At 41.0% G+C, this 13,105-nt stretch carries 17 protein-coding genes; all 17 read right to left on the reverse strand.

The window, feature by feature from the left end; genetic code table 11:
• Positions 1 to 494: nitrilase-related carbon-nitrogen hydrolase (locus PHP90_RS11675; protein WP_299930032.1), on the reverse strand; the 494-nt coding region annotated here is incomplete at its 3' end.
• On the reverse strand, positions 491 to 1,426 hold the full coding sequence (fabD, locus tag PHP90_RS11680) for an ACP S-malonyltransferase (protein WP_299930034.1): 936 nt from the start codon (positions 1,424 to 1,426) through the stop codon (positions 491 to 493). The genes PHP90_RS11675 and fabD, both read right to left, overlap by 4 nt.
• A complete protein-coding gene (locus tag PHP90_RS11685; protein ID WP_299930040.1) occupies positions 1,426 to 2,235 on the reverse strand; it encodes a Fis family transcriptional regulator in 810 nt (269 codons plus the stop codon). The genes fabD and PHP90_RS11685 overlap by 1 nt, the downstream gene beginning before the upstream one ends.
• On the reverse strand, positions 2,183 to 2,704 hold the full coding sequence (locus tag PHP90_RS11690; protein ID WP_299930043.1) for a peptidylprolyl isomerase: 522 nt from the start codon (positions 2,702 to 2,704) through the stop codon (positions 2,183 to 2,185). The genes PHP90_RS11685 and PHP90_RS11690 overlap by 53 nt, the downstream gene beginning before the upstream one ends.
• An 83-nt stretch (positions 2,705 to 2,787) precedes the next feature.
• The gene (locus PHP90_RS11695) at positions 2,788 to 3,675 is read right to left on the reverse strand and encodes a tetratricopeptide repeat protein (protein ID WP_299930046.1); all 888 of its coding nucleotides are present in this window, start codon (positions 3,673 to 3,675) and stop codon (positions 2,788 to 2,790) included.
• The gene (locus tag PHP90_RS11700) at positions 3,676 to 4,239 is read right to left on the reverse strand and encodes an OmpA family protein (RefSeq protein WP_299930049.1); all 564 of its coding nucleotides are present in this window, start codon (positions 4,237 to 4,239) and stop codon (positions 3,676 to 3,678) included.
• A 54-nt stretch (positions 4,240 to 4,293) separates the two neighbouring features.
• Positions 4,294 to 5,541: a Tol-Pal system protein TolB gene (tolB, locus tag PHP90_RS11705; RefSeq protein WP_299930052.1), complete on the reverse strand. Its 1,248-nt coding sequence runs from the start codon at positions 5,539 to 5,541 to the stop codon at positions 4,294 to 4,296.
• Between the two features lie 4 nt (positions 5,542 to 5,545).
• On the reverse strand, positions 5,546 to 6,295 hold the full coding sequence (locus tag PHP90_RS11710) for a TonB C-terminal domain-containing protein (protein WP_299930055.1): 750 nt from the start codon (positions 6,293 to 6,295) through the stop codon (positions 5,546 to 5,548).
• Between the two features lie 32 nt (positions 6,296 to 6,327).
• Positions 6,328 to 6,717, reverse strand: a complete 390-nt coding sequence (locus PHP90_RS11715) for a biopolymer transporter ExbD (RefSeq protein WP_299930058.1) — start codon at positions 6,715 to 6,717, stop codon at positions 6,328 to 6,330.
• A 2-nt stretch (positions 6,718 to 6,719) separates the two neighbouring features.
• Complete coding sequence (locus PHP90_RS11720; RefSeq protein ID WP_299930061.1) at positions 6,720 to 7,286, reverse strand: MotA/TolQ/ExbB proton channel family protein; 567 nt, start codon at positions 7,284 to 7,286, stop codon at positions 6,720 to 6,722.
• Positions 7,287 to 7,289: 3 nt separating this feature from the next.
• On the reverse strand, positions 7,290 to 7,682 hold the full coding sequence (gene atpC, locus PHP90_RS11725) for an ATP synthase F1 subunit epsilon (RefSeq protein ID WP_299930064.1): 393 nt from the start codon (positions 7,680 to 7,682) through the stop codon (positions 7,290 to 7,292).
• 26 nt (positions 7,683 to 7,708) lie between these two features.
• Positions 7,709 to 9,109 (reverse strand): F0F1 ATP synthase subunit beta, encoded by a 1,401-nt coding sequence (gene atpD / locus PHP90_RS11730; protein ID WP_299930067.1) that lies wholly within the window; start codon positions 9,107 to 9,109, stop codon positions 7,709 to 7,711.
• Between the two features lie 14 nt (positions 9,110 to 9,123).
• Positions 9,124 to 10,011: an ATP synthase F1 subunit gamma gene (atpG, locus tag PHP90_RS11735; RefSeq protein ID WP_299930070.1), complete on the reverse strand. Its 888-nt coding sequence runs from the start codon at positions 10,009 to 10,011 to the stop codon at positions 9,124 to 9,126.
• A gap of 8 nt (positions 10,012 to 10,019) precedes the next feature.
• Entirely contained in the window at positions 10,020 to 11,537 is a 1,518-nt protein-coding gene (gene atpA / locus PHP90_RS11740) for a F0F1 ATP synthase subunit alpha (RefSeq protein ID WP_299930073.1), read from the reverse strand.
• A 20-nt stretch (positions 11,538 to 11,557) separates the two neighbouring features.
• Positions 11,558 to 12,094 carry a F0F1 ATP synthase subunit delta gene (locus PHP90_RS11745; protein WP_299930076.1) on the reverse strand — a complete coding sequence of 179 codons (537 nt, stop codon included), beginning with the start codon at positions 12,092 to 12,094 and terminating at the stop codon, positions 11,558 to 11,560.
• Complete coding sequence (locus PHP90_RS11750; protein WP_299930079.1) at positions 12,095 to 12,610, reverse strand: F0F1 ATP synthase subunit B; 516 nt, start codon at positions 12,608 to 12,610, stop codon at positions 12,095 to 12,097.
• A gap of 8 nt (positions 12,611 to 12,618) precedes the next feature.
• Entirely contained in the window at positions 12,619 to 13,041 is a 423-nt protein-coding gene (locus tag PHP90_RS11755; protein WP_299930082.1) for a F0F1 ATP synthase subunit B', read from the reverse strand.
• Positions 13,042 to 13,105: the final 64 nt, after the last annotated feature.

The raw sequence follows: 13,105 nt of genomic DNA on the forward strand, positions 1-13,105 counted from the left end.
GCAGGAGAAGCCGCCAAAACATACACAATCTGTGCTTCCGATGCAGCGATAGCAGCAATCGTCTCTGCACGCCATACATCTTCACACACCACCATTATTGCTTCACCATACGATGTCGAAAATGATATTATCTCATCTCCCGCCGCAAAATAGCGCCCTTCTTCAAACATCCCATACGTCGGCAAATGATTTTTACGGTGGATATGGATCAATTTTCCCGCAGAAAAATAAAGTGCGCAGTTATACACTTTTCCCTCATCCCAAAGTGCCGCACCGATGACGATGTCACACTTTTGACTGGCAAGTGACAATTCACTAAGTTCTTCCACTTTCCAGGCGTCTTCATACAATTTGTCTTGGAGTAAATATCCGCTTAATGCGAGTTCAGGAAAGATGACGACATCCGCATCTTTATTCTCATCTACCAATTGCAGCACATCGTGCAGATTGGATCGATTCAGTTTAGGAGAGGATTGTATCAGCGCAACCTTCATGAGAGTGCTTCACATACCTTTGCAAGTGAGTCCATATCGGAGATGCCATACGTTTCAATATCTGGAGCATTGCGTTTGTTCAGTCCTTTGAGAACTGCACCGTTTCCAAACTCGATCATGAGATCGATTTCACCGGCAATTGCTTCAATCGATTGTTTGTACTTCACCGGCTGAATCAATTGAATTTTCAATAATTTCAATGCATCGTCTTTGCTCATATACTTTTCAGTCGTCACATTGGATACGATCGGGGCGCTAAAACTGTCTGATACCATTTGTTCCATCGCAACGCCGAGGGGTTCCATCGCACTTGAAAGCAATGGACAGTGACTGGCGATCGACATATTGAGGAGTAATGCCCGCTTTGCACCTGCTTCTTTGAAAACACTCTCCATAGCTTGCAAATCTTCTTTTATACCGGCAACGACCAACTGACCGTTTTGGTTGAAATTTGCCGGCCACACCCGTTTGCCTTCACCATTGGCTTTTGTGCACAGTTCTTCGACAACCGCATCGTCCAATCCCAAAATCGCCATCATCCCCGCATTAATACTTTCACAGGCCTGGCTCATCAATTTTCCGCGTTTGTGCACCAATTCGACTGCATCGACATAGTCGATAGCACCACTTGCACAAAGTGCACTGAACTCTCCCAAAGAGTGTCCTAAAAACATAGCTGCAGCAGTGGGATGAGTTTCTTGAAATAATTTATAAGCAATCGTCGAAATCAATAAAATGGCAGGTTGGGTATATTCAGTTTGATCTAATTGTTCATTCGATTCAAATAAAAGTTTGGTGAAATCAACGCCGATCCGTTCACCCGCTTTTTCAAACATTTCGCGTGCAAGCGCACTGTTCTCATAAAACGACTTCCCCATCCCAATACTTTGAGACCCTTGACCGGGAAAAATCATAGCGATTTTTTTTGACATTAATTCTCCTTGGTTTCTAATTGATATTCGGCATGATCGGCAATTTTTTTCCGCAACGTATTACGATTTAACCCCAACCGTTCTGATAACTGTAATTGCGATTTAAACCGTTTAATTCCCGCACGGATCAGAGGAACTTCATACAAATGTAAAAACTGACGATAATCATTATTACTGCCAAGTTTATCAATGAGATAATGTTCCATAATACCCATTAAATCATTTTCATTGATGCTATCGAAAAGATAGTGCAAATAGACTTGCCGTCGGAGAGAAATCGCATTTTCACTCAGATCAGGGATAAATCCGCTTAAATCAAATGGGTCAGATTTTCCAAGTGTCTGACGCGCTTCTTTAACAAAAGCATCGATCAAAACTTCAACATCTTCAATTCTCTCACTCAAAGGGGGTAAAGCGAGCCGTATTGTAAAAATCTCATCCAATTGGTCTTGGGAATAACGAAAACCACCGGTAGCGATGACACGAGTCCGTGTTTTTTGGATCGTTTCAATTAAGCGCTTAAGATTGGCAACATTATCGAGTCGATGAATGATAACGTCACTGTGTGATTCCAGTGCATCCAAAAGCTCATCAAAATGTCCTGCATCAATAATAGGTGCATGAGGAAGGATATAGCGGGCAAGGGTTAGCTTACCCGTCCCGCGTTCTCCAAAAATAATGGCATTTACTCCGAGACCTTTGAGTAAATTTGCCGTTTTAAATGCTTCAATTGAAGCATTTGATGCGGTTAAAAAATTAGTGACATCCACAGCCGTGATTACCGCCGCTTCCACAACATCCGCTATCATCCACTTTATTTTCTGCTGCAATACCTGTCATTGCTTCTTCAGCAGACGCATCACGAACGTTAGAAATAGTAACGCTAAACATCAAATCTTTCCCTGCAAGAGGGTGATTAAAATCGATAATAACCATATCGTCTTTAATCTCTTTTACCATAACTTGAACGGTTCCGCCATCTTCGCCTTGACCGTAAAGTGTCATACCGACATTCAAATCGATCCCTGCAAATTGCTCACGCGGAAGTTCTTGTTGTGCTTCTTCGTTATAGTCACCGTATGCATCAGCAGCTTTAACAAGTACATCGCCTTTGTCACCCATGTTCATGTGAGCGATCCCCGCTTCAAGACCTGGGATGATTTGTCCTTTTCCGAACATAAACGTCAATGGATGTCCACCTACGTTGCTATCAACTACAGTTCCGCCGTCACGTACTTCGTATTCAATCGATACGATTTGATTATTTTCAATTGCCATTTTAATGCCTTAACTTTAGATTGTGCGATTTTAGCACATTTACCTCTAACGAGGCTGAAAACGGTCATTTAGAGAAACGACTATTATTTCAATTTAGATAAACGCTCTTGCGCCTCTTTAGCAGCTCCGCTTCCGCCGTATTTTGAAACAGTTGCTTGATAAAATGCTTTTGCCGTTGCACTGTCTCCGGTTTTTTCCATTGAAATACCGGAATGGAGTAATAAAGTTGGCATGAAAAGTGCCTTCTCATTACGGGATGCACTGTCTTTATAGTACGATACAGCCTCTTTATACGATTGGCGTTCAAAAAGAGTCTCACCGATCATAAATAATGATTCTGATGTTTTATATTTTTTTTGAACTAATTTTTCAAAATAATTTTGCGCTTCTGCGTATTTTTTTTGTGAAAAAAGTTTGTTTGCCTGTTGTTCAATCGAAGCATTATCTGTCTTTTCAGAAACAGCTGCTGTCGAGGCTGAGCCTTTAGGGACACTCACTTTAAGCTGCTTGATTAAAGCGGCAAACTGATCTTTTGTGACATAGTCTGTATTGATACCGTCAACAACATGCGACAGTTCTTCAAGCAAAGTTTTAAACTGAGCAATGTTCTCGGTATTGGCTTCAACTTGTTTCCCGATCTGATCAAGTGTCGAAGAGATATTGCTGTCCGTACTGTACTTTTCATTCAAACGCTGAAGGGACAACGTATTTTCATTGCTTTTCTGACTTAACCCTTCAAGTATCCCCTGCATCCCGTCAAGACGTTCCGTAACTGTTTCCACTTTAGAGTTTTGTGCATTATTTTTTTGAATGACAGACTGAAGCTCTTTTTTATTTTCAAGAATCAGTTTCTCTTCATGTGTAAGACCGTATGGGTTGGGAGCATTTAGATCACCTGCCCCGAAAACCGAAGGTTCCGCAGCAGAGGCAATGACCGAAAGGGAGAGTAAATAAATTACTAAAAGACGCATTTACGGAAGTTTAAAGTCTACACGACGATTTTTCGCCCAGCACTCTTGAGTTTTTTCCAAACAAACCGGGTTGCTTTCACCGTAACTGATCATAGTGATAGAATCAGCGTTCATTCCGCCGTCAACTAATGCAGATTTTACCGCATTGGCACGTTTAAGCCCAAGTGCATAGTTATACTCGTCACTACCGAATTCGTCACAGTTTCCTTCAAGTTTAACTGCTTTGCCTTTTACCAAAAGAGCATCTTTTGTCATGGTCTCTTGCATATCTTCACGAATATTGAATTTATCAAAATCGAATAAGATGCTTGTTAGTTGACCATCTGATCCGTTCGTTCCGTTTGCACCTGTAGCACTTGTATCGTTTGCATTTGCATTTGTAATCGGAGCTATCACAGCACCGTTATCCGTTCCAGTTGTTCCAGTTGCATTGGCATTAGCATTTGTCCCAACCGACGTTCCGTTTCCATTAGCGGTAGCATCAATTGCCGGCTCTTTTGAACTACATCCGCTTAAAACCAACATTGCAACCGTTGCACTTAAAAAAGCAACATTTTTTATCATGACATCTCCTCTACGATTTAAATATTTTGCTATGATACCGAAATATGATTAACACTACCAATCAATTGACTGGATTCGTCCTAATTTCAATGGAAATGCAAAGCTTTTATTCACCCCGAAACGGATGACTCCTATTGAACTTCGCGGACCTTCTTGCTTGATATAGAGAATTGCTTCTCCATCAGGGGAGAAGCGTGGGAAATCATTCTCTCCACTTGCAGTTAGCCGTTTTACGGCACCTGAGTTAAGAGATAATAGATGAAGATTGAAACTGTTCCCATTATAGGTTCCACTGCTTTCACGCGCTTTATACACAAGAAGATTTTTATACGAGCTCAATGATGAGTTGTTTTTTCCATCATATACCAATGGTGTTACCGCTGAACTGTTTGGCCGTGTTGAATAAATATTCGGATATCCCATACGGTTTGATACGAATGCAATTGAGCCGTCACCCATAAACTGTCCGTTTACATCAATCCCTGAATAATTGGTAATTCTTGTCTTACTTTGATTGTTCAAATCGTAAAGATAAATATCAGGCTGCCCTTCAGGTGCCAAAGTCAACAACAAACGTTTGCCGTCTTCACTTACGTCCGAACAAACTGCCATTCCATCTGAGCTGATCAATTTTTCTTTATGTCCGTTCGAAAGATTCATTTTATAAATAGTCGGTTTAAAATCCAAAAGCGACGTGTAATACAAATCCGTTTGCTCACGGTTCGCCCATTTAGCAAATCCGTACAACCCTCCGCTGAGTATGACACGTTGATATGAGAGGGTATAATCTGCTGCAACAATATCAGATCGTTTCGGACCGCTTTGTCGAATGAAAAGCACCTTCCGTTTTATCCAATCAATCGAAGAACCGCCAAGTTTTCCGTTTATATCATAGGCAATCGAATGGGATAAAAACACCAGCATTTCACTTTGCTTGAGTATATAACTTTTAACAAACACATCCGCACCGTTTCGAAGCAATTTTATATCGGCTCTTACCCCTCCCGCACCATCATTAAGAAGACGGTAACGCAATAAAAATTGCGCATTTTTATGATTTAAAGCCGGAGTAGGTGAATCAAATGGCGCAGTAGCATAGCTCTCATCAACTGTAAACAATGAAACAACATTCATATCAGCAGCCAACATTTTAGTAAATTTTTGGCTCATATCATTACTAATCGGACTTGCATCTTCAATAGCTAACGGAACAGAACCTTCAACCCCTTTTATAACTTCTATAGTGGCATCCGATCCCCATAAGAATTGCACTAAAAATAAAAAAATAACAATAAATTTCAAAAAACTACTCCTTAGCGGTTAATATGCATTCCAACACTGTATCTTTGCCTTCAGGATGATCCGGAAAGCGAATCGCACTTAATCGATCTCTCAACCAATCTACTTCACTGTTAAAAGAGCTGTTACCGGAATAACTCAATACCCGGTAGCTGATCAATTTCCCTGATCCGCTAATATTCATACGGACTCTGGCAACTGCTCCTGCACTTCCGGCAGGCGGATGAAAGTTGGTATAAACCAGCGCCTGAATCTTAGCATGGTATTCGTTAACAATCGGCCCGCTTGATCCACCTTGGACAACCATTTTTACGGACGGTTTTGCAAGTTCTACTTTATTCACTTTATCTGAAAATCTGGGAGTATCTTTATGGGTTAAAAGCTCTTTCTCCAATTTATTTAACTGCTCGTTTTGTTTGCTATCTTCGAGAGGCTTTTTAATTGTTTTTTGAGGCTTTACTTGTGCAAATAGGTCAGAGATATCAGGAATTTTGTCCGGTTGGGCAACCGGTTTTTCAGGTTCGGGTTCAGGTTCCGTTTTTTGTACTTTAACTTGTGGAGTCGGTTCACTATGATCTTCACTTTTTGTATTAGTAACAGCAAGAGAAACAGAAATAAATTCACTTTTTGTCATCGCGAATTGTTCAGCTTTCGGAGAAAAAATCAAATTGTATGCTGCTAAAAAAAGGAGAAATACAAAAAGGGAAATGGAGATAAGTCCGCTTAGAAAAAAATAACGTTCATGATTAAAACCCATTTGACAGCACCTGTTGTTGCTCTAAAATACATTTAACCATTAGTAGCTAATGATACATCTCGAAATCCGGCTTGTTTAACTGCGCCTAAGATAGACATCACTTTTCCATAATCCAAAGATTGATCAGCACTGATAAGTACCGTTGCTTTATGATCAAGTGTCTGGGCAAAAAGGGCAAAATTATCTGCGAAAGTATCAAGTTTAAACGGCTCTTTATTTACCGTAACTTCACCATCTTTGCTGATAGTAATATTGACCGGAGGGATTTTAGTCAGTTCCTGTTGAGCCGAACCCTTAGGGAGCCGAATCAACTCTTCATAGACAATATTGGGAGAAATGACCATTAAAATCGCAAGTAGAACCAACATTACATCGACGAGCGGTGTAATATTAAGTTCCGGTTTTTCATCCCAATCAAACATGTTTATTTCTCTTTGGAGAGGAGAGCATCACCTTGCATACGAATAAGACCCGAAAGCTCATACGCTTTGCGTTTCAAGATTTGATGATAGGTATAAGCAAAAATAGCAACAAATATCCCCGATGCAGTGGCAACCAAAGCATCCGAAACCCCGGAAGCAATAATACTCATTGTCCCATTTGCCCCACCGATATGCTTGAAAGTATCTAAAATAGATACAACAGTTCCAAAAAGCCCGATAAACGGAGTTGTAGATGCTACTACAGAAAGAAACATCAGCCCTTTAGTAGCTTCTTTGGTTGCGGCATAGGAGGCCATATCAAATAATGAAGAGGAAAAATGCGAAGCTGATGCAACAAAATGTTTTAAATAAGCATAATCAGGAATCTTTTGCGAGCCTAATAATAACGATTCAAGAGATTTGTTTTCAGTGTTAATCCACTGATTGAGAGAAAAGAAACGGTAAAAAAAGACCCAATTAACGGAGATAAAATAAATAGAAAGGACCAGCAACACAAAAAGTGTTACTGAATTACTTTTATCATAAAATGCAGAAAAAGTCTGAAACATCGTTTAGACTAAATTATGTGCCGCAGATTCAATACGCGCTGAGACAGTGGCAAACATAACATTTGAATCGGTAATACTGTGAATAAGAGATTTTGCTTCATCAAGTGCTTTAGCAATATCTCCTTCACTTTCACCACGAATTGCAACTGCACCGTCAACCAAAACAACCACTTTATTGTCAGTGATTTGGACGACACCCCAGTTTACAACAATCGATTCAGTTTTACCGTTCTCTTTTTGAATGTCAACAACTCCGGCTTGGAGCAATGTTGTCAAAGAGACGTGTTCAGGGAGAACACCAAATTCTCCCTCTTCACCCGGAAGGGTGACGCTTTTAGCAGGACCGTTAAAAATCGATCCGCTTGGCGTTAGCACTTCTAATTGGAGTGTTTCCATAGTGTTTCCTTTAAGGCGAGAAGCAATTACTTGCTTTTCATTTTTGCAGCTTTCTCAATCGCCTCATTCATATCACCGACCATGTAGAAGGCACCTTCTGGCATATGATCGTAATCACCTTCAAGAATTCCTTTGAACCCTTTGATGGTGTTTTCAAGAGAAACGTATTTACCAGGAGAACCTGTAAATACTTCTGCAACGAAGAACGGTTGAGAAAGGAATTTCTCAATTTTACGTGCACGTTCAACAACAGATTTATCATCTTCTGAAAGTTCATCCATACCGAGAATCGCAATAATATCTTGCAAATCTTTGTATTTTTGAAGTGTTTTTTGAACACCGCGAGCTACATTGTAATGCTCTTCACCGATGATTTGCGGATCAAGCAAGCGAGATGTTGAATCCAATGGATCAACCGCAGGATAGATCCCTTTTTCAGCGATTTTACGGTTAAGAACCGTTGTCGCATCAAGGTGAGCAAATACAGAAGCAGGAGCCGGGTCAGTCAAGTCATCCGCAGGTACGTATACCGCTTGAACTGAAGTGATTGAACCTTTTTTGGTTGATGTAATACGGTCTTGAAGAGCACCCATTTCACGAGCCAAAGTCGGTTGGTAACCAACGGCAGATGGGATACGTCCAAGGAGTGCTGACATCTCAGAACCTGATTGTGCAAAACGGAAGATGTTATCGATGAACATCAATACGTCAAGACCTTTCTCATCACGGAAATATTCCGCCATTGTAAGACCTGTAAGAGCGATACGGTTACGTGCTCCCGGTGGTTCAGACATTTGTCCGTAGCACAGTGCTACTTTGTCCAAAACGCTTGATTCTTTCATCTCGTGGTAAAGGTCATTCCCCTCACGAGTACGCTCACCGACACCAGCGAAAACAGAAAGACCGTCATGCCCGTGTGCAACGTTGTGGATAAGTTCCATGATAATAACGGTTTTACCGACACCGGCACCACCGAATAGACCGACTTTACCACCTTTTGCATATGGAGCCAAAAGGTCAACAACTTTGATACCTGTTTCGAACATCTCAGTTTTTGTACTTTGATCAACCAATGGCGGAGGATCACGGTGAATAGACCATGTATCACAATCCGTTACTTGATCGCCGCCATCGATAGTTTCACCGATAACGTTGAAGATACGTCCGAGAACTTTTTCTCCGACAGGAACTTTGATCGGAGCGCCGGTTGCAGTTGCAGGCATACCGCGAACAAGACCTTCTGACATATCCATTGCGATCGTACGTACACGACCGTTTCCGAGGTGAGATGCTACTTCAAGAACAAGACGAGTCGTATTCCCTTCTACACTTACATTTACTTCGATTGCTTCATTGATTGCAGGCAAATGGCCTTCAAAATCAACGTCAACAACCGGACCAATTACTTGAGCAATTTTACCAATCATTCTTTCCTCCATAATTATTTCATCGACTCGACGCCGCTGATAATCTCGATAAGTTCGGTCGTAATCGATTCTTGTCTCGCTTTGTTAAACTTGACTTTCAACGAATTAACCATCTCTTTCGCATTGTTAGTTGCCGCATCCATTGCTTGCATACGCGCACTGTGCTCTGCTGCCAATGAATCAATCAACGCATAATACATATTGTACTCAGCGTATTTAGTAACCAATGAATCGAGCATTTTCTCTTCATCTTGTGCTTCAAGTTCAAGCATAGTCTCATTTGATTTTTCGCAATCATAATCGTCTACATTGACCGGAAGTACTCGGTTAACATGCAACTCTTGGGTAATAACGTTTTTATATCCGTTGTATACAAGATACACAGCATCGATTTTACCCTCTTTGAAATCTTCAATCGATCGTGTCATGAATTCGCTAGAGCGTTGCATATCAGGAGCAGAGCTGAGATTTTTAACTTCATCAAGCATCTCTACTTGGTTATAGCTAAAAAATTCAATCCCTTTTTTCCCGATTCCGCGAAGACGGATTTTGACATTTTTATTTTTGTATGAAGTCATAAGACGTTTAACCGCCTTAATGGTTTGCATATTGAAACCACCGCATAGACCTTTATCGGCAGTTACAAAAATAATATCGATTGTTTCAGGAGCATCATTTTCAATAAAACAGCGATTTTCAATCCCGCCGATTTTATTGCATTTGATACGCCCTGCGATTTCAGCTATCACTTGATTCGTTTTTTGTGCAAACAGACGTGAACGTTTTGCAAGCTCTTCCGCACGACGAAGCTTTGCCGTAGAGACAAGCTTCATTGCACGTGTAGTTTTTTGCGTGTTGGAAACGCTCTTAATCTGTCGTTGAATCTCTTTCAAGTTAGCCATAAAGATCCTTATTCAGCAACGAAAGTAGATTTAAACTCTTCGAGTGCTTTTCTCATCATTGCCATCGTGTCATCATCAATTTTAGATGTTTTAGCGATATTTTCGAAAATTTGAGGATAAGATGCCTCTACGAACGGATAAAGATCCGCTTCGAATCTAACAACATTAGAAGCAGCCATATCATCAAGGAAACCTTCGTTACCTGCGAAAATGATCAATGATTGTTTCTCAGCTGAAAGTGGAGAATACGGAGGTTGTTTCAACACTTCCACCATACGTTGTCCACGCTCAAGTTGTTTACGGCTTACTTCATCCAGATCAGAAGCAAACTGAGCAAACGCTTGAAGCTCACGATATTGAGCAAGGTCAAGACGCAATGTTCCGGCAACTTGTTTCGTTGCTTTGATTTGCGCAGCACCACCGACACGTGATACTGAAAGACCTACGTTGATCGCAGGACGGATACCTGAATTGAACAAATCAGTTTCCAAGAAAATTTGACCGTCAGTGATTGAAATAACGTTGGTCGGGATATATGCCGCAACGTCACCCGCTTGTGTTTCAATGATTGGAAGAGCAGTCAAAGAACCGGCACCCAACTCATCGTTCAACTTAGCTGCACGCTCTAACAAACGGGAGTGTAGATAGAAAACGTCCCCAGGATACGCTTCACGGCCCGGAGGACGACGAAGGATCAATGACATTTCACGGTATGCCACCGCATGTTTTGAGAGGTCATCATAAATGATCAAACCATGTTGTGCATTATCACGGAAATATTCACCCATCGTTACACCGGTATACGGTGCAAGGAATTGAAGTGCTGCTGCTTCAGAAGCCGGTGAAGAAACGATAATAGTGTATTCCATCGCGCCAGCTTCTTCAAGACGACGAACGACTTGAGCAACTGTTGATTCTTTTTGTCCGATAGCAACATAAACACAAAGAACACCGTTGCCTTTTTGGTTGATGATCGTATCAAGAGCAACTGTTGTTTTACCGGTTTGACGGTCACCGATGATCAACTCACGTTGTCCGCGTCCGATCGGAACAAGAGCGTCAATCGCTTTAATACCGGTTGCCATCGGTTCATGAACTGATTTACGAGCCATGATTCCCGGAGCTTTCTCTTCTACGAAACGCATTTCTGTAGTTTCGATTGGTCCTTTACCGTCAATCGGCTCACCAAGAGCATTCACAACACGACCAAGAAGAGCTTTACCGACTGGAACACGTAAAAGACGCCCAAGACGTTTTGCACTCATCCCTTCGCGAAGATCTTTACCTTTACCGAGAATAACAACACCGACGCTGCTCTCTTCAAGGTTCATTACAAGACCACGTGTGCCGTCTTCAAATTCAACCATTTCTCCGGCCATAACGTTGTTCAAGCCATAAACTTGAGCGATTCCGTCTCCGTATGAGATGATTTTACCGGTTTCATTAATGTCTACATTAAGTTCGAAATTCTCAATTCGTTCTTTAATGATTGAACTGATTTCGTCTGCTTGTACTTTTGCTACCACTATTTCTCCTTTCCCGAGGGTTAAATTGCTTTTAAAATGTGCTCAACAAGTTGAGCATTGAGGCGGCTTTTTGAAAAATTGATCTCTACGTTTAGATCATCAACTTCGACGCGAATACCGTCAAAATTAGATGCAACGTAATTCAATGTGATTGTAGAACCGGTTTTGGTACCCAAATCACGTGCAATCAAATCGACAGAAGCTTGATCAACAACACTATTGCTGTAGATACGGCCTTTATACATCCGTTTTGAACTTGCGATCGAGCGTTTCAACTCAGAGGCAAGGACAGGAATCAATGGTAAACGACCGTGCTCTGCCAATAACTTAACAAGATTATTTACCATTGAACTGTTCGCAGGAGCGACCATGTCCAAGATCAATTGACATTTAGCATTTGCGCTTACATCACTACTATTTAAAATATTAATGAATTTGTGATTATCATAGGCAACGGCAACATCACTAAGTAATGTTGACAAATTTCCCAATGATTCTTCGTCACAACTTTCCATTAAAGGTTTAATGTAACGTTTTGCAATGAGTTCATACTGCATTTATGCCACCTTCTTTTTCAAGATTTCGGTCATAGCTTCTTTACCCAAAGCTTCATTGCTGCGATTCATAACATCACCCATAAGCTCACTAACAACTTCACGAACCATTTTACGCTTATCAAGTTCCATCAAAGCACTATTTTGCTTTGCAATAACCTCAAGGTCTTGCTCACATTGTGCCAAAATTTTGTCAGACAAAATTTTGTTCTCTTTTTTACTTGATTCCGCTAATTCGCTCGCGAATCGTTCCGCTTCTTCGACTTTGTGTTCAGCCGCCTCTTTAAGACGTTTTGACTCTCGAAGACGCTCTTGAACTTTTTCAAGTTCATCGGCAATCCCCGAACTTCTACCGCTAAAATAATTTTTAAGCGGCTCTGCCAAAACGTAAAACAAAATTCCGGCAAAAATCAGGAAGTTGATCGTTCGTTGAACGATATCCGTAGAGCCCTCAACAGCTGCATCTGATCCAAATAGATATGCACTGAGCAGTAATACTGTAACGATTATTTTACCCATTGCATACCTCACATCTGACTTAGTTTTGCTGATACAGCAGATTCGAATGCAGGTACTTCGTTTTGAAGCGTTGCAATCAACTGTGTGCGCTCTTGCGATAAATCGCTTTCGAACTTCGTGTACTCAAGTGCTAATTCAGCACGTTTTGTCTCTATTTTGCTATTTGCCAGCGCTTTGGCCTCAGCAATAACTTTTTCTCTTAATGCCGCTGCTTCCAGTTTAGCATCACTTATAATCTTTTCTGCTTTGGCATGAAATGCAGCGATTTCGGAATCGTTGTTACCAACTTGCTCCAAATCTTTTTTAATATCTGCATCCCGTTTTTCCATATAGCTGAAAAGAGGTTTGTAAAGCAAACTGTTTAGTAGGGCAATAAGGACAAGGAAGACAATCAGTGTGCTGCCAAGCAGCATCGGACTTATATCTAACATACCACCTCCTAAAAGTTGCGTGATTATACAACTTATAAATTGAAGGGACAGTTAAACGTCAAAA

Origin of the sequence: Sulfuricurvum sp., assembly GCF_028712165.1 — a bacterium.
In the GTDB taxonomy this organism is placed as follows: Bacteria; Campylobacterota; Campylobacteria; order Campylobacterales; family Sulfurimonadaceae; genus Sulfuricurvum.

Coding starts and splice junctions, on each gene's coding strand:
- fabD (WP_299930034.1), bottom strand. CDS start 1,426: ATGTCAAAAAAAATCGCTATGATTTTTCCCGGTCAAGGGTCTCAAAGT.
- PHP90_RS11685 (WP_299930040.1), bottom strand. CDS start 2,235: ATGATAGCGGATGTTGTGGAAGCGGCGGTAATCACGGCTGTGGATGTC.
- PHP90_RS11690 (WP_299930043.1), bottom strand. CDS start 2,704: ATGGCAATTGAAAATAATCAAATCGTATCGATTGAATACGAAGTACGT.
- PHP90_RS11695 (WP_299930046.1), bottom strand. CDS start 3,675: ATGCGTCTTTTAGTAATTTATTTACTCTCCCTTTCGGTCATTGCCTCT.
- PHP90_RS11700 (WP_299930049.1), bottom strand. CDS start 4,239: ATGATAAAAAATGTTGCTTTTTTAAGTGCAACGGTTGCAATGTTGGTT.
- PHP90_RS11710 (WP_299930055.1), bottom strand. CDS start 6,295: ATGGGTTTTAATCATGAACGTTATTTTTTTCTAAGCGGACTTATCTCC.
- PHP90_RS11715 (WP_299930058.1), bottom strand. CDS start 6,717: ATGTTTGATTGGGATGAAAAACCGGAACTTAATATTACACCGCTCGTC.
- PHP90_RS11720 (WP_299930061.1), bottom strand. CDS start 7,286: ATGTTTCAGACTTTTTCTGCATTTTATGATAAAAGTAATTCAGTAACA.
- atpC (WP_299930064.1), bottom strand. CDS start 7,682: ATGGAAACACTCCAATTAGAAGTGCTAACGCCAAGCGGATCGATTTTT.
- atpD (WP_299930067.1), bottom strand. CDS start 9,109: ATGATTGGTAAAATTGCTCAAGTAATTGGTCCGGTTGTTGACGTTGAT.
- atpG (WP_299930070.1), bottom strand. CDS start 10,011: ATGGCTAACTTGAAAGAGATTCAACGACAGATTAAGAGCGTTTCCAAC.
- PHP90_RS11745 (WP_299930076.1), bottom strand. CDS start 12,094: ATGCAGTATGAACTCATTGCAAAACGTTACATTAAACCTTTAATGGAA.
- PHP90_RS11750 (WP_299930079.1), bottom strand. CDS start 12,610: ATGGGTAAAATAATCGTTACAGTATTACTGCTCAGTGCATATCTATTT.
- PHP90_RS11755 (WP_299930082.1), bottom strand. CDS start 13,041: ATGTTAGATATAAGTCCGATGCTGCTTGGCAGCACACTGATTGTCTTC.